The organism is Phreatobacter sp. AB_2022a (genome assembly GCF_026847585.1).
GTDB lineage: Bacteria > Pseudomonadota > Alphaproteobacteria > Rhizobiales > Phreatobacteraceae > Phreatobacter.
In genome coordinates this window covers 24,284-49,286 of the sequence record NZ_JAPSET010000015.1, presented here as the reverse complement: position 1 = coordinate 49,286, position 25,003 = coordinate 24,284, and the positions used below count along the sequence as shown (strand labels likewise).

The following is a 25,003-nucleotide window of genomic DNA, read 5'->3' as shown; positions in this document are numbered from 1 at the left end:
GCGTTCCCCTCTGGAAGGCGGCCGCGAGATGCCTCGCATCAGCGGCCGAAACTCAACAAAGCCGGGCTATTCAGCTCGGCTTTCTTTTTTGTCGGCCGTCGATACTGCGTCAGGCCGCCGCACGTGCCTGGACGATCTTGTCGGCCTCGCGCCCGGTCAGTTCGGCCAGATGGTCGAAACGCGAGGTGAAGGTGCCGACCCCCGCCGTCACCGAGCGGATCTCGACGATCAGGTCGCCGATCTCCGATTCCGGCATCAGCGCAGCCACCACGTCCCAGCCCTGCCAGCCCTCGCGCCCGTCGAAGCCGAGGATCTGGCCGCGCCGCCCGGACACGATGGCGTTGATCTTGGCGGTCGCTTCCGACGGCACCGCGATCTCGACCCGGTGGATCGGTTCCAGCAGCACGGCATGGCAGGCCGGCAGGGCCTCCTGGATGGCGATGCGTCCGGCCTGCTGGAACGCCATGTCCGAGGAATCGACCGTGTGATAGCTGCCGTCGGTGAGCGTCACCGCAATGTCGACCACCGGGAAGCCGAGCGGCCCCTTCCTGATCGTGTCCTCGATGCCGTCCCTGACCGCCGGGATATATTGCTTGGGCACGACACCGCCGGTGATCGTGTCCGTGAAGACGAAGCCTTCGCCGCGCGGCAGCGGCCGGACGTCGATGACCACGTCGCCGAACTGGCCATGGCCGCCCGACTGCTTGCGGTGCCGGCCGCGCACGCCGGTGACGCTCTTCTTGATGGTCTCGCGGTAGCCGACGCCCGGCTTCATCTGATTGACCGCGATGCCGTAACGATTGGCGAGCTTGGCCACCGCCACGCGCAAATGCATTTCGCCCTGCCCGGCCAGCACCATTTCCGAGGTCTCGCCGACATGGCTGACCGACAGGGACGGGTCCTCGTCGTGCAGCTTGGCGAGCGTCAGGCCGAGCTTGACGTCGTCCTTGCGGTCCTTGGCCGACAGGGCGGTCGACAGGACCGGCTGCGGCACGGCGGCCTCGGCGAGCCGCGCCCGCGGCGTCCGGGCCGTGGTAATGGCATCGCCGGTCTCGACATGGTCGAGCTTGCCGAAGGCGACCGTGTCGCCGGCTTTCGCCTCGCCGACCTTTTCAAGGCTCGCCCCGAACATCCGGAACAGGCCCGAGGTCCGCTCGGTCTGACCGGAGGAGCCGGTCAGCATGGCGCCGTCGCCGATCGTGCCCGCCAGAACGCGCGACACCGACAGCTTGCCGCCATGGGCGGTGTGCACGGTCTTCATCACATGGGCGACCGTCTCGCCGTCCTTGACGCCGAGCCGGGCGGCCGCCTCGCTGACGTCGGGAACGTCGTGGCGCAGCGTCTTCAGGAGCCGCAGCACGCCATTGGTCCGGGTCGCCGAACCGAACAGGACCGGGCAGACCAGGCCGTCGCGCAGCTCGCGGCCGAGATCGTCGAACACCTTGTCGCGCGGCGGCTCGAGGTCGGTGAGCAGCGCCTCCATCAACTCGTCGTCGTGATCGGCGAGCGTCTCGAGCATGGAGAAGCGGGCGTCGCGGTTGCGCGTCAGGTCCTCGCCGTCGAGCGGCACGACCATGGACGCGGCGTGCTCGCGATAGACGAAGGCCCGCTCGAGCGCGAGATCGACGAAACCCGAGACGATGCCGTTCGACCAGATCGGGATCTGCCGCAGCAGCAGCGGCACGCGCGAGGCCGGCCGCAAGGTCGTCAACGTCTCGCGGATGCGCTTGTCGGCCTTGTCGATCTTGTTGATGAACAGGAGACGGGGAATGCCGCGGTCTTCGAGCTCGCGGAGGATCACGCCGAGCGCCGGGACCTTCTTCTCGTCGGCTTCGCAGACGACGACGGCCGCGTCGACGGCCGGAACCACATTGCGCATTTCATGCAGGAAGTCGACCGAACCGGGGCAGTCGATGAAGGTGAAGGCCTCGCCCATGAAGCTCGTCGTGGCGATGCTGCCTTCGACGCTCATCTTGAACTGGCGGGCCTCGCCGCTGGCATCGGCGACCGTCGTGCCGCTGTCGACCGATCCCATCCGCTGCAGGACGCCGGTCCGCTCCAGGATTGCTTCGAGCAGCGTGGTCTTGCCGCTCTGGAACGGGCCCACCAGCGCGATGCACCGGGGACCCGCAGCCCTTCTGCCGCCTGCTTCACCCATGGCACTTTCCTCGTCGTTCGGGCCCGGGCGAGAAAGTCGACCCGGAAGGGACGGGACGGACGGAGGGTCTTTTGCGTGCACCTCGCGCAAGCCGATGCTCGCGCCGCGGCGGAGGCGATGCAAGGGCGCAGTCTCGCGCTGCAGCGAATAGGAGGCGTCGGACGTGCCGGTCAGGTGCCGGCAGGCGCCGCCCGCCGCGCGGGCGGAGGTCAGCGCAGCTGGCGGCGGACCGCACCGGTGACGATGGCATCGTCGACGGCCTGCTGGCGGGCCGCCAGGCTCTCCGCCCCGGGCAGATGCGCCGTGCGCCGGTCGGCGAACTGTGCCAGCACCACGGCTCCGGCGGCGACCAGAAAAAGCACTATTCGGGACATGCCGGACCTCGGAGCACCACAAGATGTCGAAGCTCCATTGTCGGATCATCAAGGTTAAGGCCGGGTTCATGGTTTCGAAATGTTTCTCCCGTTAAGATTTTCACGCAGACGTGACCCTGCGCCGCAATTTTGCCTGCAATGATCGTCGCACTGTCATTGTTGAGCGCGAGGACTGCCCCGCCGGGGAAGGTTCGCTTCGGGGCGGCTCGCATCGACACGGTTGAGTGGCATCGTCCGAGCACCGACATCGGCCCCGCATTCGTGCCTGCCTGGCGGATCGACGGAGAACGCTTCATGCCTCGTACTGCGCATGTGCTGCTACGACGACCTGGCCGCCGCGGCTTTCCGCAGGCGCGGCCGCGCGTGCCGACCATCGTCTCGGCGCTGGTGGTGATCGCCCTCCTGGTCGCGCTGGCGGTTGCCGCCTTCTTCCTGTCCACCGAGCTCGTCGACCCCGAGACCTTCGAGGACGGCGCCGATCCGGAGACGCTGGTCATGTCCGGCACGGTGCTGATCGCGCTGCTGGGTTTTTCGGGCCTGCTCGTGCACGTGCTGCGCCGGGGAACCGGCGGCGGCAACCGCGGCAAGGACCCGAGCGTCCCGGCCTGATCGGCCGCACCACGGCGCCGCGCTCGGGCCGGCGCCGTGCCAGGGTCAGCCTCCATGCGGAGACTGCCATGCGCTTCATCCTCCTCGCCGTCCTTCTCGCATGGGGCGGCATGCCGGCCGCGGCCCAGCCGGCGGGCGAAACCGCCCTCGACGTGAAGGTCATGGCGCGCGGGCTCGAGCATCCCTGGTCCCTCGCCTTCCTGCCCGACGGCCGCATGCTGGTCACCGAACGGCCGGGCCGGCTCCGGCTCATCGAGCGCGACGGCCGGGTGCGTCCGGCCCTGTCGGGCGTTCCGACGGTCGCCGCCACCGGCCAGGGCGGGCTTCTGGACATTGCCCTCGACCCTGCCTTCTCCGAAAACCGGCTGATCTATTTGAGCTTCGCCGAACGGCGCGGCGGCGACACCAATGCCACGGCGGTCTATCGCGCAAGGCTCAACCAGGCGGCGACCGGGCTGGAGGCCGGGCAGGTCATCTTCCGCCAGGAGCCGGCCTTCGCCAGCCGCCTGCATTTCGGCTCGCGTCTCGTCTTCGATCGCAGCGGCGCCCTGTTCGTCACCATGGGCGAGCGGTTCCAGCTGCCGAACGAAAGCCAGAACGCCGCCAATACGATCGGCAAGATCGCCCGCGTCACCACCGCCGGCGCACCCGCCCCCGGCAATCCCGGCGCCGGGCGGGACGGCTGGGCCCCGGCGGTCTGGTCGATCGGCCATCGCAACGTCCAGGGCGCCGCGCTCCACCCCGCGACCGGCGAATTGTGGATCACCAATCACGGCCCGCGCGGCGGCGACGGCCTCTACGTCGTGCGCGCCGGCCGCAATTACGGCTGGCCGCTGATCTCCTACGGCACCCATTACGACGGCCGGCCGGTCAATGGCGGGGCGAGATCGGCGCCTGGCCTCGAGCAGCCGCTCGTCCACTGGACACCTTCGATCGCCCCCTCGGGGCTCACTTTCTATACCGGCGACCTGTTCCCGGCCTGGCGCGGCAATCTGATATCGGGCGCTCTCGCCGGGCAGATGCTCGTCCGCATCGAGCTCGACGGCGAGCGGGTCGTCGCCCAGCACCGGCTGCTGACCGAGTTCGGCCAGCGCTTCCGCGATGTCAGGCAGGGACCGGACGGCGCCCTGTGGGCGCTCACCGACGCGGCCGACGGCCAGCTCGTGACCATCCGCCCGCGCGGACGCTAGCCGCGCGGCCGGTTGCCGGAGACATGGCGCACCCGCCCGCTGGCGAGGTCGACCTCGTAGACGGTCTCGCCCTGCGGGCAGCACCGGGCATCGTCCGGCCGCAAGGTGAGCGCCCGGAAAGTGGCCGTCGAGCCCTCGAAGGTCGCCTTGAGACCGGTGCCGTAGAGTCCGGACAGGCGGGCCCGGTAGCGGTAGGCCCCGCCACGCCGCTCGAACAGCAGGATCTCGCGCATCATGGCGCTGCCGCCGCCATAAGAAATGGCGGCGATGACATGGCGTGGCGCGGGCGTCTCGTTCGACGCATGGATCTCGACCTCGTCGGCGAGCCGTCCCAGCGAACATTGGCCGTTGCCGTCGGCGCAGGGCAGGTCCATGCGCTGCGCCTGGCGGAAGATCGCGGCGGCATAAGGGCCCTCGACCCGGTTCCAGACGGCGCGGGAGCCTTCGTCCAGGCTGCGGTTGGCCGGTTGGGCCAAACCCGGACCGCCGGGCGCAAGGACCGCAGGTCCCAGAGCGGCCAGCCAGGCCAGTCTCGTCATTCGCATGGAGCTGCGCACGCCCTCTCCCCGATCAGCAATCCGGCATGGCCGAAGTGGTTCGCCAGCGCACCATTTTTGCCCGGGCTATGCTACATAGGCCGCCGAGCGCGGCATCCGGCAAGTCGGTCATGAGCCGCACGTCCAAGACCCGCCAGGATTCCACGATGTTCGAACTTCTCAAGGACCAGCCGCCCGACGCGCTGCTGCAGCTCATCAAGCTGCACCGCGAAGACCCCCGCACCGACAAGGTGGATCTCGGCGTCGGCGTCTATCGCGACGAGACCGGCGCGACCCCGGTCATGGCCGCGATCAAGTCAGCCGAGCGCCATCTCCTCGAAACCCAGCCGAGCAAGAGCTATCTCGGCCCGGAAGGCGACGCGCGCTTCGTCGAACTGCTGCGGCCGTTCATCGTCGGCGCGGCCGACCGCTACGGCGACCGCCTGCGCGGCCTGCAGACACCCGGCGGCAGCGGCGCGCTGCGTCTCGGCGCCGAGCTCGCCGACGCGGCACGGCCCGGCACGGCCATCTGGGTCGGCACGCCGACCTGGCCGAATCATGCCCCGGTGCTCGCCGCGGCCGGGCTGACGGTGAAGACCTACCGCTATTTCGACATTGCCAGCCAGACGCTGCTGTTCGACGAGATGGTGGCGGCGCTGTCCGCGGCGCCGGCCGGCGACCTCGTTCTGCTGCACGGCGCCTGCCACAACCCGACCGGCGCGGATCTCGACATCGAGCAGTGGCGGACGATTGCACGCCTCGTCGCCGAGCGCGGGCTCGTGCCGTTCATCGACTTCGCCTATCAGGGCTTGGGACTCGGCCTCGAAGAGGATGCACGCGGCCTGAGGCTCGTGCTCGAAAGCGTCCCCGAGGCCCTGCTCTCCTATTCCTGCGACAAGAATTTCGGCCTCTACCGCGACCGCACCGGTGCCCTCTACGTGCTGGCCAGGGATGCCGCTGCGGCCCGCACGGCCCAGGCCAATGCCGAGGCCCATGCCCGGGTCAACTGGTCGATGCCGCCGGATCATGGCGCGGCGCTGGTGCGCATCATTCTCGACAAGCCGGAGCTGACCGCGTCCTGGCGCGCCGAGCTGACCGGCATGATGCAGCGGATCAACGCGATGCGCAGCGGGCTCGCCGCCGCAGCCCCCTCCTTTGCCGCGATAGCCGGCCAGCGTGGCCTGTTCTCCAATCTGCCGCTCTCGGGCGAAGCCATCGACCGGCTGCGCAGCGAGCACGGCATCTACATGGCGCGCAGCGGGCGCATCAACCTGGCCGGTCTGCAGACAAAAGACATCGCCAGGGTGGCGGCGGCCTTCGAGGCCGCGCGCGGAGGCTGACCCCAAGGTCAGCCATCCGCCAACCGCGCGACGGGGCTGCTGCCCGACCAGCTCTCGGGCGGCGCCCCTCGCGCATCGACATCGGCATGACCATGCCGGTCGCCGAGGCCGGCAAACGACCCGGAGCCTCAATCGGCCGGCCAGATGATCAGCGGCGGGAAAAGCAGGTCGGCGCCGAAGGGCTGCGGACGATCAGCGCCGCGCATCCGCGACAGCGAACAGGCGCTGCCGGCCAACGGCACTGTGCGCCGCCGTCACGCGCCGCGCGGCTCATGCCGCGCTGGCCCGGATCCGCGCGGGCATCACCCGGCGGCGGCGGCCCGGAAGCGGCGGACGAAATCTTCGAGCGTGGCGCGGTCGGTGTCGGAAACGGCCCAATACAGGAATGCACCGTCGGCCCAGCGGATCAGGGAGAAGCCGCCGGTGGAACGCGGCGTCCCGGCCGGCATGGATGCGGTTCCGTTGCCCTGCGGTGCGGCCACGAGGGTGACCAGATGCTCGCGGTGCCTGTAGACCAGAGCCGGAACCGGCTTGTCCCCGATCACCTCGACGCGTCCGCCCAGGAGTGAAAAGCCGTCCCGTGCCAGGTCCGGTGCGGCGGGCGACAGGCCGATGCGGGCATCCAGCCAGGGCTTGACCGTGTGCCGATCCGAGGACGCGACGTCCACCGGGCTTGCCGCGAGCAGGCTGCGGCGATGGCCGCTGGCTATGGCCGCGACAAGGCCGTCCGGCGCGTCACGTGTCACCGCCCATTGGGTCAGTCCGCTGGCCAAGACCGCGGTGACGAGGATCGACGCCGCCATGGCGCGCCAGCCGAACGGAGCGGGGTGAGGGAGCCTTCGCTGGACCACTGCATCGGGGCGACCCGCGAGCGCGGCGACGCGCGTCCGGAAAGCGTCGCTGACGGCGGGACGTGGCAGGCTGCGGATGGCGGCCTGCTGCGCGGCGATACGGACATGTTCTGCCGCGAGCGCCGGATCGCCTGCCAGGCGGCGCTCCAGCGCCAGGGTCGTGGCAGCATCGAGCTCGCCATCGACCAGAGCATGGAGCAGCAGCCGAAGGTCCATGGGATCCGATGGCAATTGCGTGCCTTCCGTCATCGCGCCCCCCCGAATTCCGCTTCCAGCGACCCGCGCGCTCGCGCGAGCCGCGACATGACCGTCCCCAGCGGCAGGTGGAGCATGGCCGCGATCTCCCGGTAGCTGAGGCCGTTGACATCCCGCAGCACCAGAATTTCGCGAAAGGCATGCGGCAGCGCCATGATCGCTGCTTCCAGCGCCGCGGCATCGTTCTTGGCGATCAGCGCTGTCTCGGGCGTCTCGCTGCCGGTTGCCGCGCAGGTGCCCAATGCGTCGAGATCGGCCAGATCCCCGACGGCGACAATGCGGCCCGGGTGGTTTTGCGCAAGCCAGGCGTAGGCCGCGTTGCGCACGATGGCCAGCAGCCAGGCACGCGCATTGCCGCCGGCATAGGTCTCCAGGCTCCTGTGCGCCTTCAGACAGGCATCCTGCACCACGTCCTCGGCATCGACGGCACTGCCGGTCAGCCAGCGGGCAAGTGCCAAGGCATCGGCCAGATGGGGCAGGACCACCTCGCCAAAGCGTTCGGCCGAGCTTTTGTCGCTCAACACCACGGCATCATCCGGGCTCTCCGGAACGGCGCGCGACAGGCTCACGGCGCGACGATGATTGTACCCTGCATGTGCGGGTGAAGAGAGCAGAAATAGGGAAAGTCGCCAGGTTTTGTGAAAGTGACGGAATAGGCTCCCCCGGTGTCGAGCGCACCGGACCGGAACGAGCCGTCGGTCGCCGCGACGACATGGGGACTGTCGTCCTCGTTTTCGAATGTCACGACCGTTCCGGCCTTCACCGTGACAGTTGCGGGATTGAAGACGAAGTTCTCGATCCTCACCCGCACCGTCTCTCCGGCCGCAGGCGGAGCCTGCGCCATCACGGCCATGCCGAAGCCGAGGAGAGCAGCGCGAAGCCGGGCGGCGAGATTTGCGCGGGCCATGGCCGATATCCTTCCGTGCGCCATGGGGCTCAGGCTCCCGCAAGCGTGCTGTCGACGATCGCGAGGTTCTGCTCGCCCCGCTTCACCGCGACCTGGGTGATGCCGAGGAGGTTGCGCAGTTGGCCGGGCGGCACCGTCATCGGTCCGGGCGACGGCGCCGCACCGGGCGCCGGCTGCGGGAAGGCGGTCGAAAGGGCGGTGTGGAAGGTCACCTGCCCCTCCACCTTCTGCATGATCTGGTGGATATGGCCGTTGAGCACGGTGACCGAGCCGAAGCGCCTGAGCAGGGCGAGCGCCTGCGCCGCATCGTCGGTGCCCCAGCCCCATTCCGGATAGACCGCCCAGAGCGGGATATGCGCGAAGACGACGATCGGCGTGGAGGCGCTGAGCGCCCGCAGGTCGTCGGCGAGCCAGGCAAGCTGGTCCGTTCCGAGATTGCCGAGCCCTCCCGCCTTGAGGTTCACGACATTGACCAGGCCGACGAAGTGCACGCCGTTCTGGTCGAACGAGTACCAGCCCGCCCCCTTGGTGCCCGCGCCGTAGCGGTCGAGATAGGCGCGCCCGTTGTTCTCGTCGATCACGTCGTGTTCGCCGGGGACGTAACGCACGTCGAACCCGGCTCCGCCGATGATCTGGGCAGCGGTATCGAACTGCGCGGCCGTGGACAGATGGGTGATATCGCCCGTGTGGATCATGAAGGACGGCTTTTCAGGCAGCGCCCCGACCTTGCCGATGGCCTCGCGCAACGTGTCGGTTGCATGCGGGTTGGCCGCCCTGTCGAAGCCGATATGGCTGTCCGAGATCTGCAGGAACGTGAAACCGGTGGAGGCCCCCTCCGCCGCCCGGGCCTCGCCGAGCAAGCCAAGCGACCTGGGCACGCCGCCCGAAACCGTCCAGAGGACCCCGGTACCCGCCCAGATCATGCACTCGAGGGCATGACGGCGATCCATTCCCGGATCATTGCTGTCGTCATGGGCCATGTCGGTCTCCTGCATTGCAGCCAGGTGGCAATGCTGAGGAGACCGGGAAAGCCGCCGGTTTATTCCCGCGGCCGCCGCGCCGGACGGTCACAGAGGCGTGATCCAGCCAGTGTCGCCGTGGAGCTGCAGGCGGGGACGCCTCCCGGATAACCGCGCCGTGGCGGCAGCGGGAGGACGGCCGCCTCCATCGCGCGAAGCGGGCCGCATGCCTCGCAATCAAACCTCCGCCAGCCGCGGCTCCGGCGTCAGCACCACGCAATGGTGGCCCATCGCATCGCCGCCCAGCACGAAATGCTGGGCGGCGAAGCGCTGCATCAGGTCGGTCTCGTAGAGCGCCACGGCGTCGGCGCGGCAGATCAGGAATTTCGGCGCCGCGACGATGTCCTCGCGGTCGATCACGCACATCAGGCGCATGTCCTGGTGCCGCCGCAGATAGTCGTGCACGGCGACCACCAGGAACGGATAGCCCGGGTGCAACATGTCGTCGAGGCAGATCAGGCCCTGCGGATGCAGGTTCGCATGGGCCAGCGTCAGATCGTGGCCGAGCGCCTCGGGCGAATGCTCACCGTCGATATGCAGGAAGCGCAGCGGCTGGCCGCCGGTCAGGCCGCCGAATTCGGCCGTGGACAGCTTGCCCGTATCGAACGGCCGTGGCGTGAAACGGTCGCTCGTCAAACCAGACCGCGCGGCATGGCCGAGAAACCGGTCGAGCACGCCGTCGTCGGGCCAGGAGAACAGGTCGAAACCGTAGGCATGCTCGCCCGGCGCGAGCGCAAGCGCCATGGCGATGAAGAAGCGCCCTTCGAACGTGCCGATCTCGGCGATGTCGCCGCGGATCCCGAGTTCCGTCTGCCGGCGCAGGAGGTGCCCGCAAATGGTCGCGGCAAACCGTGACGACATGCCGGGAACGGCCGTGAAATCCGTGCTCAGATAGCGATCGAGCGCCGCAATGCCGCTGGCGAAAACCGATGTCATGCTGCCTGCCTTGCCGGATGCCGGAGCGACGGCGCGGCGCGCCTCGCCCGGAAAGGACCGTCCAGCTCGACAATAAGGCGCCGGCGACAGGAAGGAAGAGCCATGCCGCCGCCGGCCCCCGCCTCTCTCATCCGTCAGGGCTGCCGGCATCTCCAGCGGTTCCGCCGAGACGGGCGGCGAACCAGTCGGCAGCCAGGGCTGACCGGTCGGCCCCATGGTTGTAGATGGTGTGCTCGCCGTCGGGCCAGACCTCCAGATGCCTGTCGGCCCCGGTCACGGCGTCGAGAAAGGGCTGCTGGTCGGCAAGCTGGACCAGCGGGTCGGCACCGCCGTGCAGCACGAGAAGCGGGCAGCCGATACGATCGGTTGCCGGGTCGAAGCGCATGCGCTCGAAATTCCTGTTCAGCGCATCCTCGTCTTCCGTCCCCAGCATGGCGGCGGACTGCTCGAACGCCGTGCGGAAAGGCAGCAGCCTCGGCCGCGCGAACGAACCGTTGACGCAGCAGGCCATGATCCGCGGGTCGCGCGCCGCCGTCTTGGCGGCCCACAGGCCGCCATAGCTGTTGCCCCAGATGCCTGCTGGCCCCAAGGCCGGGTCCTTGAGGATATGAGAGACGAAGGCCTGATAGGCGGCGGGAACGTCGACATCCAGCCGGATGCCGCCGGTCATCCGCGTCTCGCCCTGGCCGGGCCCTTCGGCGAGGAGCGTCGCGAGCCCGCGTTTCGCAAGGGCCAGCGCGATCGGCAGATAGGCAAGGCCCCACCCGCTCTGCCCGCCGAAGACGATGACCGTGCCACGCGCCGGCTTTGCCGACGGGCGCATCAGCCAGCCGACGAGCGCGGCGTCCATGAAAGGCACCTCGATCCGCGCGAGCGGAGGATCGGAGATCCTGCAGAGCTGCCGCCCGGCCTCGGCCAGATCGCGATAGAGCGCCCGCTTGCGTGGAATGTCGAAGTTGAAAGCCATCTGCGCGAAGATCAGGCCGGCAATGCCCTTGGCGCGCTGTTCCGCGGCCGTCACCCGATAGCCCTCCGCCTCCGCGCGCGCGGCCCGCGCGAGCCGCCGGCGGCCGATCGCTTCCGCGACGGCGTCCCATGCCTCGCCCTCCGTCGAGCGCGACACCAGTTCGGTCGCATCGGCATGGTCCATTCCGTAGTCGATGAGGCGCGTCATCGGCATGGCGCGTTGCAGCGCCGCGGTCAGCTTGTCCTGCGGCACGGTCGGATCCTGCGTCATGGAGATCGTCCTGTTCTGTCCATCGGCCTGGCGTTCAGCGGAGCCAGTGCAGCTTTTCGCGAAGGCTCGCCACCAGCGCACCGAGGCGGTCGAGCCGGTCGACCGAGCCGAGGGCGATGAAGTCGGGCCGGCGCAGGTAGGCGGCCATGCCGTTCTCGCGGAGATAGCGTGTCTGCGCGCCGTCGATATCGATCGCAGCCTGACCTTGCGCCACCGCGCCGCCAAGGACGACGATCCGGCAGCCGAGGGCCCTGAGAAAGGCCGACGCCGCGGCGTCGAGATGAGGCGACGGGTCATCGAGGCTCACCAGCAGGAAACCGTTGCCGAAGACATCGTCGAGCCGGCCTTCGGCCTCGCCGCTCCTGACGATGCCCTGCGGTGTCGGCGCGCCCGTCGTCTGAAGGAGATGGCCGTCGACCTCCCGATGGACGACGCCGGTTTCGATCTTCGGGAACGGCGGCAGCGGTGGAATGCGACCGGACCGGAGCATGGCGTTGCGCGCTGCGACCTTCACCGGATCGTCTTCGTTGGCGACCGTGCCGAGAAACGTCGAGGCTTCGGTGATGGCCGTGACGTGGGGTCTGCGCTCGGCCTCGTAGGTTTCGAGCAGGCGCTCCGCACACAGCCCCTTGAGAACAAGGTCGAGTTTCCAGGCGATGTTGGCGGCGTCGCGTATGCCCGAGCACGCGCCCTGGCCCATATAGGGCATCATCGTATGAGCGGCATCGCCGGCGAGCAGAACCCGCGCCTCTTGCCATTTCGTCGTGATGGCGGGGTCGAACGTATAGACGATGTTGCGGATCGGCTTGACCTCATCGAGGCCGATATCGTGCTGTTCCCTCAACCAGGCGAGGCCGTTGTTGATGTCCTCCCAGAAGGCGGCATCCTCACCCGGCAGGACGCGCATTTCGAAGCGCACGCGGGATTTTCCGATCGGCATGTACATGTGTGCCCGCGCCGGATCGCAATAGATCGAGGTGACCTTGAAACGATCGCCGAGATCGCCGGCATATTCGGAATCCAGGTTGAGCCATCTTTCGTGATGGCCGTACTGGAAGCGCTCGATGCCCAGCGCCCGGCGCGTGAAGCTGTTCGCGCCATCGGCACCGATGACATAGTCGACCTCGAAAGTCCGTGACGTCGACATGCGATCGGCCGGCATCTTCCAGGCCCCGCTCCATGGGCGCGCCGAGACGGTCGCCCGCTCCGGTCCCTGGACCAGCTCGACCGCCTCCCAGCCGCGCAGGAACTCGACCCCTGGATGAGCCTCCGCCCGCAGATACATGGCTTCCTCGATCGCCGGCTGGAAGATCGAGATATGGGCTGGGAAGCCGCACTGCTCGCCCTTCCAGTCCAGGTCGATGAGGACGCCGCCCTCCGCATCCAGGTATTGATAGTTGTCGATCGGCAGCGCATCGCGCAGCGCCAGATCGATGTCACCGGCCGCCTGCACGAGCCGCGCCGTCTCGCCGTCGATATGAGAGAGGCGCGGCAGCCCGTAGGGCTCAGGCCAGCGCTCGATGACGATCACGCTGTGGCCGGCGCGGCCAAGCAGGGAGGCGGCGGCAAGGCCGGTCGGGCCGCAGCCGATAATGGCGACGTTGCGCCGGCTGGTGGCCTGCATCAGGGTCGACGCGTTCTGCATGGGTGTTCTCCCTCCGTTTTGATCCGTTTTTTTGCAGGCCGCCGTCGCGCGCCCGCGGACGGCGCACGGAGGCGCGTCGCGGCGGATGAGCGGTCGCGATGTCGGCTGCATGGGCGTGCCGCCCGCATGTGGTCCGGCGCGAGGCGTCGAAGACCGCGGGATGCGCTCCGGATAGTCTCAGGGAGATGGCGGACGGAGGCTAGGGCGGGGCTTTCGGCTCGGCGCACAAGATCTTTGGCGCGCGCGCACAAGCGAGGCGTACGGCCAGGTCCGCCGATGCAACGGCAGCCGGGCTCCGCCGGCCGCGCCTAGCGCTCGCGATCGTCAGGTGCTTCCGGCCGTATCGCCCCCGGCGAAATGCCGAACTCGGCCTTGAAGCAGGTGGAGAAATGGCTGGCATTGCGAAAGCCATGACGCTCGGCGATCTCGGCGATGCGCCGCGGCGCACCTTGGACGCGCAGCAGCGCGTCCCGGCACCGGACCAGCCGCCGGGTGCGGATGAAACGGCCGACCGACACGCCCGACGCCTGGAAGGCACGGTGCAGGTAGCGTGTCGAGATACGCAGGGCGAGGGCGACCGTCTCCGGCGACAGGTCCGGGTCGGCAAGGCGGGCATCGATATGCCGCAACGCGCGGCGGCGGATACCGCTCAAGGCGATGGAACTTGACTCCACCAGGCCGTCCTCGGCGATGTCGAAGACCATGCCGAAGAAATCGACCACACGATCGGCGAGCACCGTCGCCTGTGGCCCGGCGGTCTCGGCATGGACGCCGAGGGACTGGATCAGATCGTAGCCGATGGCCGCGACGCCGACACCGCCTGGGCGGCTGACCGCGCAGCATGCTTCGATATCGCGGATGCGGTGGCCGAAAGCCGATTTTGCCACCTTGAGAAAATAGCTGTCGGTCCGGCTGCCGTGCTTGAGCGTAAAGGGCTCGGACAGATCGAGCATCGTATAGCCGCCGCTCGCGACATCGCATTCCCGGCCGAACTGCGTGAAGGTCAGCGGTCCCTGCCTGACCAGCACCACGATGCAGTCGGCAACGCTCTCGCGCCCGACATGCCGCCGTGTGCGGCGTGCAAATTCTCCGTCGGCGACCGAGCGGGTCAGTTCCAGCGGGCCAACGGTTGCCCGGCTGATATCGCCGGTGAAATCGAAGGCATCGCTGATCTCGATATCCAGCGGCGCATAGAGTTCGCTGATGACGTTCTGCCATTGCGCACGCTTGTCGCCCCTCAGGCCGCTGGTCGAGCAGATGGTCTTCATGCGCGCCTCCAGGAGGGGCCGGTTCCTGACGGATGGTAAACCGGCCCCACGCGTGACGGAAGCGTGACGCCCCAAACCGGCTCGGCACGTGACAACGGTCGGCCGGTCGATCGGCAACGCCGCCTTTTGCCAGCCGCTTCAGGACGTCGCCTGCTGTTCCAGCGGCCGCCGTCGCTCAGCCGTAGCGCAGCTTCAGGCCGACGATGACGAGCTGCAGGGCCAGCGTGATGGTATTGGCGAAGATCAGCGGCAGGTCGCCGAGCATGATACCGTAGACGAGCCACAGCATGATGCCGCCGGAATAGGCGCCATAGGCCGGCAGCGAGATGGCCCGGGTATCGCGGGTACGAATGATCTGGACCGCCTGCGGAATCCAGCACAGCGTCGTAACGATCGCCGCTGTCAATCCGATGAGGTGAATGAGCGCTGGTCCGAACATGACGCCTCCGGCGGGAACGGCTCTCGCCGCAGTGTGATTTGTCGATCGACAGCGGCCTCTATAGGGCTTGACGCTACGCGAGGGGAGATCTCGATGCTCATCAAATCGAAGCGCGGCTGGGAGCTGCCCGAGAGCGCGGCGACGCCCGAACATCTCTTCTTCGATCGCCGCAACCTGATCGGCGCCGCGGCCGGCCTGGCGCTGACGGGCCTTGCCGGCCAGGCGCGGGCCCAGCGCGCCTCCGAGATGCCGGATCCGACCGCCGATCTCTATCCGGCCCGCCGCAACGCCGCCTATACGGTCGAGCGCGACCTGACGGCGCAGGAGATCGCGTCGAACTACAACAACTTCTATGAGTTCGGCACGTCCAAGCAGGTGGCGCGCGCCGCCCAGGCCCTGCCGATCCGCCCCTGGACGGTGAAGATCGACGGGCTCGTCGAAAAGCCCCAGACGATCGACGTCGACAGCCTGATCCGGCGCATGCCGCTGGAGGAACGGCTCTACCGCTTCCGCTGCGTCGAGGCCTGGGGCATGACCGTGCCCTGGACCGGCTTTCCGATCCGCGCCCTCCTCGATCTCGTCCAGCCGCAAGGATCGGCCAAGTATATGCGCATGGAGACCTTCGAGGATCCGAAGGTGGCGCCCGGCCAGAAAGCGGTCTGGTTCACCTGGCCCTATGTCGAGGCGCTCGCGATCGACGAAGCAGCCCATGATCTCGCCATCCTCGCCACCGGCATCTACGGCAAGCCGATGCCGCGCCAGCATGGCGCGCCGCTGCGCCTCATCGTGCCGTGGAAATATGGGTTCAAGTCGGTCAAGTCGATCGTGCGGATCAGCTTCGTCGCCGAACGGCCGGTCTCGTTCTGGGAGAAGATGCAGGCAAGCGAATACGGCTTCTGGGCCAATGTGAACCCCGCGGTCGCCCATCCGCGCTGGAGCCAGGCCAACGAGGAGCTGATCGGCACCGGCGGCCGGCGTATTCCCACCCAGATCTTCAACGGCTACGGCGAATATGTCGCTGGTCTCTACAAGGATCGGCAGAACGAAAGGCTCTGGGCGTGACAGCAACCTTGAGTTGACTCAAGGTGACATGATCTAGCGAATCGCTCCTCATTCTCGTCTCATTTCAATTTTACGAGCGGCTTCGTCGTTGGCGGCGCGTGCGTATATTCCCGCGCCGCTGAAACCCATCCGCGGGATCGGAGTTGATCTTCCCGCGCGAGACGAGAGCCCCACACTGATGGCTATTTCGAAGCGCTCGGTGGCGCTTGGCGCCGCCCTATTTGCTTGCATGCCCATCGCCTATTCCGAAGCCGCAGATCTCCGCAGCACTGGACTTGCCTCCTGGTATCAGCTCCCCGGCCGCACCGCCTGCGGCCAGCGCCACAACCCAGACGCCATGACCGCGGCGCACCGCAACCTTCCTTGCGGCACGCGGATCCGCGTCACCAACCTCTCCAATGGCCGTTCCGCCGTCGTCACCGTCGTCGACCGCGGTCCCTTCGTGCGCGGCCGGATCGTCGACGTCTCGCGCGGCGTCGCCCGGCAGATCGGCCTGATCCAGCGCGGCGTCGGCCGCGTCCAGATCGCCCGGATGTGACAGCGCGGAACCGCTCCCGCAGCGTCCTTGCCAGCCGGACGACCCGGTGCGGCGCCCTGCCGATGCCCTCGGCGGGGCGACGCTTTCCACCTCGCGGGATCGGTCACGCGCCGCGCCGGGCCGCGCATGCATGCGCCGCTCCGCAGCAAAATTGACGCAGCGCAGAAGCCCGGCGCGCGAGCGCCGCATCCAAAAGCATAACTGCTTGAAAAGGCGGCAGGATAGCGCCGACCAGGCGCGCCGGGACTGGCTTTTTCGTCTCGCCGCGACACAGCCTGACGTTTTGCGTCAGCCTGTGGATACAGTGGATAAGTCGGACCCGGACGGCGCCGCGAAAAACCGCTCGCAGCCACGGCGGAAGAGGCGGCCCGCGCCTCCGCTCAGCCTTTCTTGGCCTCGTCCATCATGGCGACGAAGCGGCCGAACAGATAGTGGCTGTCCATCGGGCCGGGGCTCGCCTCCGGGTGATATTGCACCGAGAAGGCCGGGCGGTCGGTCAGCGCGATGCCGGCATTGGAACCGTCGAACAGGCTGACATGGGTCGCGCGGGCATTGGCCGGCAGCGTCGCCTCGTCCACCGCGAACCCGTGGTTCATCGAAGTGATCTCGACCTTGCCGGTATCGAGATCCTTCACCGGATGGTTCGCGCCGTGATGACCTTGATGCATCTTCTTGGTCTTGGCGCCGACGGCGAGGCCGAGCATCTGGTGGCCGAGGCAGATGCCGAAGGTCGGGATCTTGCGCTCCAGCACCGCCTGGATCACCGGCACGGCATAGTCGCCGGTCGCGGCCGGATCGCCCGGGCCGTTCGACAGGAACACGCCGTCCGGCTTGAGGGCCAGCACATCCTCGGCCTTGGCGTCCGCCGGCATCACCGTCACCTTGCAGCCGGCATCGACCAGCAGGCGCAGGATGTTGCGCTTGACGCCGTAGTCGAGCGCCACGACGTGGTGGCGGGCCTCGCCTGCCTCGCCATAGCCCTCGTTCCAGACCCAGGGCGTCTCCGACCAGCCATAGCGCTGGCTGGAGGTGACCCCGGGGACGAGATCGAGCCCGTCCATCGAATGCAGCGCGGCAGCCTTGGCCTTGAGCGCCGGCACGTCGAACACGCCGTCGGGAGAATGGGCGATCATCGCATTGGGCATGCCCTTGTCGCGGATCAGCGCGGTCAGCGCGCGCGTGTCGATGCCACTGAGGCCGACAATGCCGCGCCGCTTCAGCCAGGCGTCGAGATGGGTGGTCGAGCGGTAGTTGGAGGGGTCGGTGATGTCGGCCTTCAGCACGACGCCGCGGACGCCGGCCGCGGCCGCCATGTTGACCGTCTCGATATCCTCGTCGTTGGCGCCGACATTGCCGATATGCGGGAAGGTGAAGGTGATGATCTGACCGGCATAGGAGGGATCGGTCAGGATCTCCTCGTAGCCCGTCATGGCGGTGTTGAAGCAGACCTCGCCGGCGGCCTCGCCATGGGCGCCGAGCCCGAAGCCCTCGATGACCGTGCCGTCGGCCAGCACCAGCAGCGCTGTCGGTTTCGGCTCGATCCAGCCGGCCGCATTTGCCACCTGCCCGGCAGCGTGATCTTGAGTGTCCGTCATGGTTCGTCTATCAGGCTCGTTCTGAAGCGCACCGGATGAAGGCCCGAAAGCCCTCGGCAAGCCGGGCACCGTCCGCGCGCGAGCGCCGGGGCTCGCCCGGCGCGGGATCTGGCCAGACTGTTAAGGTCGGCCGATCGTGCCGTCAACCCTGCGGCCGGCGCCAAACGCCGCGCCGCTGGAAAAATTTGAAAGACAATTCAGGGCTTTAGGCCCGACGGGAGAGGCGTTTCGGCCATTCGCCGGCCGCCGGCTTCCGGTGCATGATGCGAGGGGCCGGCGACGGTTTCCCCGGATCCTGCGGCCCAGAAGGACAAGAGCGGAGACCGCCATGCTGCGCGACCAGTTGATGAACGAGCTGAAGACCGCGATGAAGGCCGGCGACAAGGTGCGCCTTTCCACCATCCGGCTGATTCAGGCCGCGCTGAAGGACAAGGACATCGAAGCGCGCGGTGCCGGCAAGGGCCCGCTGCCCGACGAGGAGATTCTGCAGCTGCTGCAGAAGATGGTGAAGCAGCGCCAGGAAAGCGCTCGCCTCTATGCCGAGGGCGGCAGGGCCGAGCTCGCCGCGCAGGAAAATGACGAGATCGCCGTCATCGCCGGCTTCATGCCGCAGCAGATGGACGAGGCCGAAGCCCGCGCGGCCATCCAGGCCGTCATTGCCGAGATCGGCGCCGCCGGCATCAAGGACATGGGCAAGGTGATGGGCGAGCTGAAGGCGCGCTTTGCCGGCCGCATGGATTTCGGCAAGGCCTCCCCGGCGGTCAAGCAGTTGCTCGGCGGCTGATCCGGCAGGGCAGGCGGCCGGCAAGCCCGCCCGACGGCCCGCGTGAGAAGACGACCGGCCGGGCGGCGACGCCCGGCCTTTTTCATGGCGCCGGCCGCGGGCGCGGCCCCCGCCCCCCAATTCGCCGGTTTGACAGCAAGGACCGGAGTTGGCTGCCGGGCATTACGTCCTACTCCTTTGGCGAAAGAAGGAGCCAGGCCATGACCTCAGATGTTTCCGCCGTCGCCGCCACCTCGCCGACCACCGCCGAGGAGCGGGTTGCCGCCTTCGACTGGACGGCGCTTGCCCGCGAGCTCGACAGTTTCGGCTGCGCCGTCCTGCCGCGCCTCGTCAGCCCCGGGGAATGCCGTGCCATCGCCGCGCTCTATCCGGACGAGAGCCATTTCCGCAGCCATGTCGTCATGGCGCGGCACGGCTTCGGCAAGGGCGAATACCGCTACTTCAGATATCCCCTGCCCGACCTGATCGGAAACCTGCGCACCGCGCTCTATCCGCGTCTTGCCGGCATCGCCAACGGCTGGAACGAACGCATGGGCCTCGACGAGCGCTATCCCGGAGACCACGAATCATTCCTGAAGCGCTGCCACGAAGCCGGCCAGATGCGCCCGACGCCGCTGCTGCTGCAATATGTCCCTGGCGACTTCAACTGCCTGCATCAGGACCTCTACGGCGACCTCGCCTTTCCGATCCAGGTCGCGATCCTGCTGTCGGAGCCGGGCCGCGACTTCACCGGCGGCGAATTCGCGCTGACCGAGCAGCGGCCGCGCATGCAGAGCCGCGTCGAGGTGGTCCCGCTCGCCCAGGGCGATGCCGTGGCCTTCGCCGTCCATAACCGGCCGGTTCAGGGCACGAAGGGCCATTATCGCGTCAACCTGCGCCACGGCGTCAGCCGCGTCCGCTCCGGCCGGCGCCACACGGTGGGGATCATCTTCCACGACGCGCGGTGACGGCGGCGGGCCGGCAGCGACACACCGCCAGTCCCGCGCGCCGCCTTCAGCGCGCCATGCGTATGGCGGTGTCGGCCAGCGACACCATCATGTTGTAGCTGTTGACCAGCGAATTGGCATCCATCGCCGCGCCGCGCCGGACGTCGCCGCGGGCGCGCGTCAGTTTCTCGCGGAAATCCCTGAGGCGGCCGAGCAGCGAGCTCGCTTGGGCTTCGATCATCGGCACGCCCGAGGGATTGTTCTCCTTGAACCGGTCCATCTCGCGCACCGCCAGGCCATACTGGTTGATCGCGGCATCGAGCGCCTTCAGGTCGGCGATCGGCTGGTCGGGGCTCGGCATGACGTCCATCACGGCGCGGGCGCTGATCACGATGTTGCGCACCTGCCAGCGCGCCGAGCGCCCTTCCCGCTTCTCGATCGCGGCGAGCTCGCGCACGTCGAGGTCGTTCTTGAAGGTGCGCATCTGCGCGTCGAGCAGCGCCCGCTCGCGCAGGAAGGCCTCGGCCGCCGGCACCATGCGGATATGCAGCTCGCGCCCTTCCGCCATGTTGTCGTCGCGATAGTCTTTGCGCTCGTAATAGCGCTCGGCGCGGCTGATCAGCGGCGCGAGCGCCTGATAGGCCTCGATATAGCGCGCCACCGTCTGGTCGAGCTCCGGGAAGGCCGGTTCCTGACGGGTGGCTTCGCTCGCGCGGCGGATCTCCCCGGCGACGTCATAGAGGCTGTAGAGCCCGTAGGAAATGTAGCGCTCGCGACCCGTCGGCCCCTGGCGCATGTCGACCCAGCTGCGATAGCGCTCCCAGGACTGGATGGCGCGCAGGGTGCGGTTCATCAGCGCGGTATAGGCGTTGGCCTTGACGATCGAGGTCTGCAGATCGGCACTGCCGGTTGTCGGCGAGTTCGGCGCGATCGTCGCGCCGGCCTGGGCGAAGGCCGGCGCCGCGGCGGCAAGGACAACGGTTCCGGCAAGGGCCGCGGCACGAATCAGGGGGGCGATGGGCATGGCGTCGATCTTTTTCCTCGTCCGCCTCCGGAACGGCAGCATCAGGTCTCGGCCCCAACAACCTGAGACTTCGCACCGAGAGGGCGACAAAATCGGCAGTTTTTCAGGATGGTCAGGCCCGGCCTGAAGGGCCGGGCCTCGTGAAGGTCAGCCCCAGCTGACCTCGAGCACTTCGTAGCTCTTGGCGCCCTTCGGCGTCGTCACCTCGACGCTCGTACCGGCCTTCTTGCCGATCAGAGCGCGGGCGAGTGGCGAGGAGATCGAGATGCGGCCGGCCTTGGCGTCGGCCTCGCTGTCGCCGACGATCTGCCAGACCCGCTCCTCTTCGGTATCTTCATCGATCAGCTTGACGGTCGCGCCGAACTTGACGGTATCGCCGGAGAGCTTGGTGACATCGATGACGTCGGCACGGGTGATGATCGCTTCGAGTTCGACGATCCGCCCCTCGTTATGCGACTGCTGCTCCTTGGCCGAATGATATTCGGCATTCTCGGAGAGATCGCCGTGCGCGCGCGCCTCGGCGATCGCCGCGATGATGCGCGGCCGCTCGACCTGCTGACGCTGCTTCAGTTCGGCCTCGAGCTTGGCGAAGCCGCCGACGGTCATCGGAATCTTGTCCATGATGTTCGCCCTGACCTTTCAATGACGAAAAAAGAGGCCGCGGGGCCGAGGACGCCGACCCGCGAGCCTTCCTTGGTGACGCGAACGCCTTTTTTCTTCGATTGCCGCCCGACTGCGTCAGGAGCGATCGAAATAGCTTTGCAGCGCGTGCACCTCGAGATCCCCCTCAAGGAACGCCTTGATGCCCTGCGCGGCCGCAATGGCTCCTGCCAGAGTGGTGTAGTAAGGCACCTTCTGCAAGAGGGCGGCGCGCCGCAGCGAGCGGGAATCGGCGAGCGCCTGTGCGCCCTCCGTGGTGTTGAACACCAGTTGCACGCCGCCGTTCTTGATCGCGTCGACGATATGCGGCCGGCCTTCCAGAACCTTGTTGATCTTGGTGGAGGGCACGCCCTGCTCGGCGAAATAGCGGTGGTTGCCCGACGTGGCAATGATCTTGAAGCCGAGATCGTGCAGCGACCGGATGGCATCGAGAATGCGCGGCTTGTCCTGGTCGCGCACCGAAACGAACACGGTTCCTTCGGTCGGCACCTTGGTTCCCGCGCCGAGCTGGCTCTTGGCGAAGGCCACCGGGAAGGTCCGGTCGAGGCCCATGACCTCGCCGGTCGACTTCATTTCCGGGCTGAGCAGCACGTCGACGCCGGGGAAGCGGGCGAAGGGGAACACCGCCTCCTTGACGCCCATATGCTTCAGCGCCTTCGGCACCAGGCCGAACGAGGCAAGGCTCTCGCCGGCCATGACGCGCGAAGCGATCTTGGCGATCGGCTCGCCGATCACCTTGGCAACGAAGGGAACGGTGCGCGAGGCGCGCGGGTTGACCTCGAGCACGTAGATCTCGCCGTCTTTCAGCGCGTATTGCACGTTCATCAGGCCGCCGACGTCGAGGGCCAGCGCCATGGCCTTGGTCTGTCGCTCGAGCTCCCCGATGGTCTCGGGCGACAGCGAATAGGGCGGCAGCGAGCAGGCCGAATCGCCGGAATGGATGCCGGCTTCCTCGATATGCTCCATGATGCCGGCGACATAGGTGGTCTTGCCGTCGGCGAGGCAGTCGACGTCGACCTCGATCGCGTCCGACAGGTAGCGGTCGAACAGGAGCGGGTTCTTGCCCAGCACCGTGTTGATCTGGCCGGTCTTGTCGTTCGGGTAGCGGGCCTTGACGTCGGCCGGAACCAGTTCGGGCAGCGTGCCCAGCAGGTAGTCGCCGAGCTGGCTTTCCTCGTGGATGATCTGCATGGCCCGGCCGCCGAGCACATAGGACGGCCGCACCACCAGCGGAAAGTCGAGTTCGGCCGCCACCAGCCGGGCCTGCTCGACCGAATAGGCGATGCCGTTCTTGGGCTGCTTCAGGCCGAGCTTGTCGAGCAGGCGCTTGAACCGGTCCCGATCCTCGGCGAGGTCGATCGCATCGGGCGAGGTGCCGAGGATCGGAATGCGCGCCTCCTCCAGCGCCCGGGCGAGCTTCAGCGGGGTCTGGCCGCCGAACTGCACGATGACGCCCTTGAGCGTGCCGCGGCTCTGTTCGCGTTCGAGGATCTCGATCACGTCCTCGGCGGTGAGCGATTCGAAATAGAGCCGGTCGGAAGTGTCGTAGTCGGTCGACACCGTCTCCGGATTGCAGTTGATCATGATGGTTTCGTAGCCCGCATCGGCGAGCGCGAAACAGGCATGGCAGCAGCAGTAGTCGAATTCGATGCCCTGGCCGATCCGGTTCGGGCCGCCTCCGAGGATCACGACCTTGGTGCGGTCGCTGGGCCGCGCCTCGTCGGCGACCTGGCCGGCAAAGGGCATTTCATAGGTCGAATACATGTAGGCGGTGGGCGAGGCGAATTCGGCCGCACAGGTATCGATGCGCTTGTAGACCGGGCGCACGTCCAGGGCGCGGCGGGCGCGCGCGACCTCGGCTTCGGTCTTGGCCGTGATCACGGCAAGGCGCGCATCGGAAAAGCCCATGGCCTTGAGCCGCCGGAACGCGCCGGCCGTCGTCGGCAGGCCCTTGGCGCGGATTTCCGCTTCCTTGTCGACGATGCCGCGGATCTGGGCGAGGAACCAGGGATCGATGCGGCAATAGGAGTGGATCTCCTCGTTGGAGATGCCGAGCCGCATGGCCTGCACCACCTTCAGGAGCCGGTCCGGCGTCGGTGTGCCGAGGGCGGCGCGGATGGCGTTCTTGTCGTCACCCTTGCCGAGCCCTTCGATCTCGATCTCGTCGAGGCCGGTCAAGCCGGTTTCCAGGCCCCGCATCGCCTTCTGCAGCGATTCCTGGAAGGTGCGGCCGATCGCCATCACCTCGCCGACCGACTTCATCGACGTGGTCAGCACCGGGTCGGCGCCCGGGAACTTCTCGAAGGCGAAGCGCGGCACCTTGGTGACGATATAGTCGATGGTCGGCTCGAACGAGGCCGGCGTCGCTCCGCCGGTAATGTCGTTGCGGACCTCGTCGAGCGTGTAGCCGACCGCGAGCTTGGCCGCGACCTTGGCGATCGGGAAGCCGGTCGCCTTGGAGGCGAGCGCCGAGGAGCGCGACACGCGCGGGTTCATTTCGATGACGACCAGCCGCCCGTCGTCCGGATTGACCGCGAACTGCACGTTGGAGCCGCCGGTCTCCACCCCGATCTCGCGCAGCACCGCGATCGAGGCGTCGCGCATCATCTGATATTCTTTGTCGGTCAGCGTCAGCGCCGGCGCAATCGTGATCGAATCGCCGGTATGCACGCCCATCGGGTCGAGATTTTCGATCGAGCAGATGATGATGGCGTTGTCGACCTTGTCGCGGACGACCTCCATCTCGAATTCCTTCCAGCCGAGCACCGATTCCTCGACAAGGATCTCGGTGGTGGGCGAAGCGTCGAGCCCGCGCTCGCAGATCTCGATGAATTCGGCCTTGTTGTAGGCGATGCCGCCGCCGGTGCCGCCGAGCGTGAAGGACGGCCGGATGATCGCCGGCAGGCCGATCTCGTCGAGCACGTCGAGCGCGGCGCCGAGAGTCTGCACGACATGGCTCTTGGGCGTCGACAGGCCGATCTTGGTCATCGCCTGGCGGAACCGCTCGCGATTCTCGGCCTTGTCGATGGCATCGGCCTTGGCGCCGATCATTTCCACGTCGAATTTGGCCAGAACGCCCATCTCCTCGAGCTTCAGCGCCGTATTGAGGGCCGTCTGGCCGCCCATGGTCGGCAGCAGCGCGAAGCCGCCGGGCGCCACGTGGCGCTCCTTCTCGATGATCTTGGCGACCACTTCTGGCGTGATCGGCTCGATATAGGTCGCATCCGCCAGGTCCGGATCGGTCATGATCGTCGCCGGATTGGAATTGACGAGGACGATGCGATAGCCCTCTTCCTTCAGCGCCTTGACCGCCTGGGTGCCCGAATAGTCGAATTCGCAAGCCTGGCCGATGACGATGGGGCCCGCGCCGATGATCAGGATCGAGGTGATATCGGTTCTTTTCGGCATGGTTCTTTAAGGCCCTGGTAAGGCTTGGCTTTCGACAAGGACACGCGGCGCAAAAAAAGAGGCCGGACCCCGGTGATCGGACCAGCCTCCCGCAACCGCATGACCCTTGGTTCTCAAGTCGGGTCGCGTGATTAAGGCGCCCGTATAGACGGCTTTTCCGGCAATGGGAAGCCGCGCGCTCGGCCTTGGGGACAGCGGCGGGCGATCGGCGAAGGTCCGGCCGCATCTCCGCGGCCCGCCGG

23 protein-coding genes are annotated in these 25,003 nt (G+C 67.7%); 7 read left to right on the top strand and 16 right to left on the bottom strand.

Annotated elements, in window-relative coordinates:
* Nucleotides 1–109: 109 nt before the first annotated feature.
* A complete protein-coding gene (locus OZ671_RS12930; protein WP_268861130.1) occupies nucleotides 110–2,158 on the bottom strand; it encodes an elongation factor G in 2,049 nt (682 codons plus the stop codon).
* Between the two features lie 209 nt (nucleotides 2,159–2,367).
* Entirely contained in the window at nucleotides 2,368–2,532 is a 165-nt protein-coding gene (locus tag OZ671_RS12925; RefSeq protein ID WP_268861129.1) for a hypothetical protein, read from the bottom strand.
* A gap of 294 nt (nucleotides 2,533–2,826) precedes the next feature.
* Here OZ671_RS12925 and OZ671_RS12920 point away from each other — a divergent pair, with 294 nt between their 5' ends.
* Together OZ671_RS12920 and OZ671_RS12915 are read left to right on the top strand one after the other, a co-directional pair.
* Complete coding sequence (locus OZ671_RS12920; RefSeq protein ID WP_268861128.1) at nucleotides 2,827–3,141, top strand: hypothetical protein; 315 nt, start codon at nucleotides 2,827–2,829, stop codon at nucleotides 3,139–3,141.
* A 68-nt stretch (nucleotides 3,142–3,209) separates the two neighbouring features.
* Nucleotides 3,210–4,331, top strand: coding sequence for a PQQ-dependent sugar dehydrogenase (locus OZ671_RS12915; protein ID WP_268861127.1), 1,122 nt, complete (start codon nucleotides 3,210–3,212; stop codon nucleotides 4,329–4,331).
* Here OZ671_RS12915 and OZ671_RS12910 read toward each other — a convergent pair.
* The gene (locus OZ671_RS12910; protein ID WP_268861126.1) at nucleotides 4,328–4,807 is read right to left on the bottom strand and encodes a hypothetical protein; all 480 of its coding nucleotides are present in this window, start codon (nucleotides 4,805–4,807) and stop codon (nucleotides 4,328–4,330) included. The genes OZ671_RS12915 and OZ671_RS12910 overlap by 4 nt on opposite strands.
* A gap of 227 nt (nucleotides 4,808–5,034) precedes the next feature.
* Between OZ671_RS12910 and OZ671_RS12905 the strand changes: the two genes are divergently transcribed.
* Complete coding sequence (locus OZ671_RS12905) at nucleotides 5,035–6,207, top strand: amino acid aminotransferase (protein ID WP_268861125.1); 1,173 nt, start codon at nucleotides 5,035–5,037, stop codon at nucleotides 6,205–6,207.
* 302 nt (nucleotides 6,208–6,509) lie between these two features.
* Here OZ671_RS12905 and OZ671_RS12900 read toward each other — a convergent pair whose 3' ends face one another.
* The 9 genes from OZ671_RS12900 to OZ671_RS12860 all read right to left on the bottom strand — a co-directional run bounded on the left by OZ671_RS12900 (nucleotide 6,510) and on the right by OZ671_RS12860 (nucleotide 14,764).
* Entirely contained in the window at nucleotides 6,510–7,307 is a 798-nt protein-coding gene (locus tag OZ671_RS12900) for an anti-sigma factor family protein (protein ID WP_268861124.1), read from the bottom strand.
* Complete coding sequence (locus tag OZ671_RS12895) at nucleotides 7,304–7,882, bottom strand: sigma-70 family RNA polymerase sigma factor (RefSeq protein ID WP_442957079.1); 579 nt, start codon at nucleotides 7,880–7,882, stop codon at nucleotides 7,304–7,306. Before OZ671_RS12895 ends, OZ671_RS12900 begins: the two co-directional genes overlap by 4 nt.
* Nucleotides 7,879–8,166, bottom strand: a complete 288-nt coding sequence (locus tag OZ671_RS12890) for a cupredoxin domain-containing protein (RefSeq protein WP_442957080.1) — start codon at nucleotides 8,164–8,166, stop codon at nucleotides 7,879–7,881. Before OZ671_RS12890 ends, OZ671_RS12895 begins: the two co-directional genes overlap by 4 nt.
* A gap of 83 nt (nucleotides 8,167–8,249) precedes the next feature.
* Nucleotides 8,250–9,200, bottom strand: a complete 951-nt coding sequence (locus OZ671_RS12885) for a metallophosphoesterase family protein (RefSeq protein ID WP_268861122.1) — start codon at nucleotides 9,198–9,200, stop codon at nucleotides 8,250–8,252.
* Between the two features lie 216 nt (nucleotides 9,201–9,416).
* Nucleotides 9,417–10,175, bottom strand: coding sequence for a class I SAM-dependent methyltransferase (locus tag OZ671_RS12880; RefSeq protein WP_268861121.1), 759 nt, complete (start codon nucleotides 10,173–10,175; stop codon nucleotides 9,417–9,419).
* Nucleotides 10,176–10,302: 127 nt separating this feature from the next.
* Nucleotides 10,303–11,412 carry an alpha/beta hydrolase family protein gene (locus OZ671_RS12875; RefSeq protein ID WP_268861120.1) on the bottom strand — a complete coding sequence of 370 codons (1,110 nt, stop codon included), beginning with the start codon at nucleotides 11,410–11,412 and terminating at the stop codon, nucleotides 10,303–10,305.
* Nucleotides 11,413–11,446: 34 nt separating this feature from the next.
* Nucleotides 11,447–13,057, bottom strand: coding sequence for a bifunctional 3-(3-hydroxy-phenyl)propionate/3-hydroxycinnamic acid hydroxylase MhpA (gene mhpA / locus OZ671_RS12870; protein WP_268861119.1), 1,611 nt, complete (start codon nucleotides 13,055–13,057; stop codon nucleotides 11,447–11,449).
* Between the two features lie 308 nt (nucleotides 13,058–13,365).
* Complete coding sequence (locus OZ671_RS12865) at nucleotides 13,366–14,325, bottom strand: helix-turn-helix domain-containing protein (protein ID WP_268861118.1); 960 nt, start codon at nucleotides 14,323–14,325, stop codon at nucleotides 13,366–13,368.
* Nucleotides 14,326–14,500: 175 nt separating this feature from the next.
* Nucleotides 14,501–14,764, bottom strand: coding sequence for a SemiSWEET family sugar transporter (locus OZ671_RS12860; RefSeq protein WP_268861117.1), 264 nt, complete (start codon nucleotides 14,762–14,764; stop codon nucleotides 14,501–14,503).
* Between the two features lie 93 nt (nucleotides 14,765–14,857).
* Here OZ671_RS12860 and msrP point away from each other — a divergent pair, with 93 nt between their 5' ends.
* Together msrP and OZ671_RS12850 are read left to right on the top strand one after the other, a co-directional pair.
* On the top strand, nucleotides 14,858–15,826 hold the full coding sequence (gene msrP / locus OZ671_RS12855) for a protein-methionine-sulfoxide reductase catalytic subunit MsrP (RefSeq protein WP_268861116.1): 969 nt from the start codon (nucleotides 14,858–14,860) through the stop codon (nucleotides 15,824–15,826).
* A gap of 178 nt (nucleotides 15,827–16,004) precedes the next feature.
* Complete coding sequence (locus OZ671_RS12850) at nucleotides 16,005–16,364, top strand: septal ring lytic transglycosylase RlpA family protein (RefSeq protein WP_268861115.1); 360 nt, start codon at nucleotides 16,005–16,007, stop codon at nucleotides 16,362–16,364.
* Between the two features lie 380 nt (nucleotides 16,365–16,744).
* On the opposite strand, the gene carA is transcribed toward OZ671_RS12850, so the two are convergent.
* Nucleotides 16,745–17,959, bottom strand: coding sequence for a glutamine-hydrolyzing carbamoyl-phosphate synthase small subunit (carA, locus tag OZ671_RS12845; RefSeq protein ID WP_268861114.1), 1,215 nt, complete (start codon nucleotides 17,957–17,959; stop codon nucleotides 16,745–16,747).
* A gap of 328 nt (nucleotides 17,960–18,287) precedes the next feature.
* Here carA and OZ671_RS12840 point away from each other — a divergent pair, with 328 nt between their 5' ends.
* Both OZ671_RS12840 and OZ671_RS12835 read left to right on the top strand, forming a co-directional pair.
* Nucleotides 18,288–18,743, top strand: a complete 456-nt coding sequence (locus OZ671_RS12840) for a GatB/YqeY domain-containing protein (protein WP_268861113.1) — start codon at nucleotides 18,288–18,290, stop codon at nucleotides 18,741–18,743.
* A gap of 200 nt (nucleotides 18,744–18,943) precedes the next feature.
* Nucleotides 18,944–19,690: a 2OG-Fe(II) oxygenase gene (locus OZ671_RS12835; protein ID WP_268861112.1), complete on the top strand. Its 747-nt coding sequence runs from the start codon at nucleotides 18,944–18,946 to the stop codon at nucleotides 19,688–19,690.
* 46 nt (nucleotides 19,691–19,736) lie between these two features.
* On the opposite strand, the gene OZ671_RS12830 is transcribed toward OZ671_RS12835, so the two are convergent.
* The 3 genes from OZ671_RS12830 to carB form a co-directional block, all read right to left on the bottom strand.
* On the bottom strand, nucleotides 19,737–20,693 hold the full coding sequence (locus OZ671_RS12830; protein WP_268861111.1) for a YiiG family protein: 957 nt from the start codon (nucleotides 20,691–20,693) through the stop codon (nucleotides 19,737–19,739).
* Between the two features lie 147 nt (nucleotides 20,694–20,840).
* Complete coding sequence (greA, locus tag OZ671_RS12825; protein ID WP_268861202.1) at nucleotides 20,841–21,317, bottom strand: transcription elongation factor GreA; 477 nt, start codon at nucleotides 21,315–21,317, stop codon at nucleotides 20,841–20,843.
* A gap of 114 nt (nucleotides 21,318–21,431) precedes the next feature.
* Nucleotides 21,432–24,761, bottom strand: a complete 3,330-nt coding sequence (gene carB, locus OZ671_RS12820; protein WP_268861110.1) for a carbamoyl-phosphate synthase large subunit — start codon at nucleotides 24,759–24,761, stop codon at nucleotides 21,432–21,434.
* Nucleotides 24,762–25,003: the final 242 nt, after the last annotated feature.

Coding starts and splice junctions, on each gene's coding strand:
- OZ671_RS12875 (WP_268861120.1), bottom strand. CDS start 11,412: ATGACGCAGGATCCGACCGTGCCGCAGGACAAGCTGACCGCGGCGCTG.
- OZ671_RS12850 (WP_268861115.1), top strand. CDS start 16,005: ATGGCTATTTCGAAGCGCTCGGTGGCGCTTGGCGCCGCCCTATTTGCT.
- OZ671_RS12905 (WP_268861125.1), top strand. CDS start 5,035: ATGTTCGAACTTCTCAAGGACCAGCCGCCCGACGCGCTGCTGCAGCTC.
- OZ671_RS12925 (WP_268861129.1), bottom strand. CDS start 2,532: ATGTCCCGAATAGTGCTTTTTCTGGTCGCCGCCGGAGCCGTGGTGCTG.
- OZ671_RS12840 (WP_268861113.1), top strand. CDS start 18,288: ATGCTGCGCGACCAGTTGATGAACGAGCTGAAGACCGCGATGAAGGCC.
- OZ671_RS12835 (WP_268861112.1), top strand. CDS start 18,944: ATGACCTCAGATGTTTCCGCCGTCGCCGCCACCTCGCCGACCACCGCC.
- carB (WP_268861110.1), bottom strand. CDS start 24,761: ATGCCGAAAAGAACCGATATCACCTCGATCCTGATCATCGGCGCGGGC.
- OZ671_RS12860 (WP_268861117.1), bottom strand. CDS start 14,764: ATGTTCGGACCAGCGCTCATTCACCTCATCGGATTGACAGCGGCGATC.
- OZ671_RS12880 (WP_268861121.1), bottom strand. CDS start 10,175: ATGACATCGGTTTTCGCCAGCGGCATTGCGGCGCTCGATCGCTATCTG.
- mhpA (WP_268861119.1), bottom strand. CDS start 13,057: ATGCAGAACGCGTCGACCCTGATGCAGGCCACCAGCCGGCGCAACGTC.
- msrP (WP_268861116.1), top strand. CDS start 14,858: ATGCTCATCAAATCGAAGCGCGGCTGGGAGCTGCCCGAGAGCGCGGCG.
- OZ671_RS12900 (WP_268861124.1), bottom strand. CDS start 7,307: ATGACGGAAGGCACGCAATTGCCATCGGATCCCATGGACCTTCGGCTG.
- OZ671_RS12915 (WP_268861127.1), top strand. CDS start 3,210: ATGCGCTTCATCCTCCTCGCCGTCCTTCTCGCATGGGGCGGCATGCCG.
- OZ671_RS12920 (WP_268861128.1), top strand. CDS start 2,827: ATGCCTCGTACTGCGCATGTGCTGCTACGACGACCTGGCCGCCGCGGC.
- OZ671_RS12865 (WP_268861118.1), bottom strand. CDS start 14,325: ATGAAGACCATCTGCTCGACCAGCGGCCTGAGGGGCGACAAGCGTGCG.
- OZ671_RS12830 (WP_268861111.1), bottom strand. CDS start 20,693: ATGCCCATCGCCCCCCTGATTCGTGCCGCGGCCCTTGCCGGAACCGTT.
- OZ671_RS12885 (WP_268861122.1), bottom strand. CDS start 9,200: ATGGCCCATGACGACAGCAATGATCCGGGAATGGATCGCCGTCATGCC.
- carA (WP_268861114.1), bottom strand. CDS start 17,959: ATGACGGACACTCAAGATCACGCTGCCGGGCAGGTGGCAAATGCGGCC.
- OZ671_RS12930 (WP_268861130.1), bottom strand. CDS start 2,158: ATGGGTGAAGCAGGCGGCAGAAGGGCTGCGGGTCCCCGGTGCATCGCG.
- OZ671_RS12890 (WP_442957080.1), bottom strand. CDS start 8,166: ATGGCCGTGATGGCGCAGGCTCCGCCTGCGGCCGGAGAGACGGTGCGG.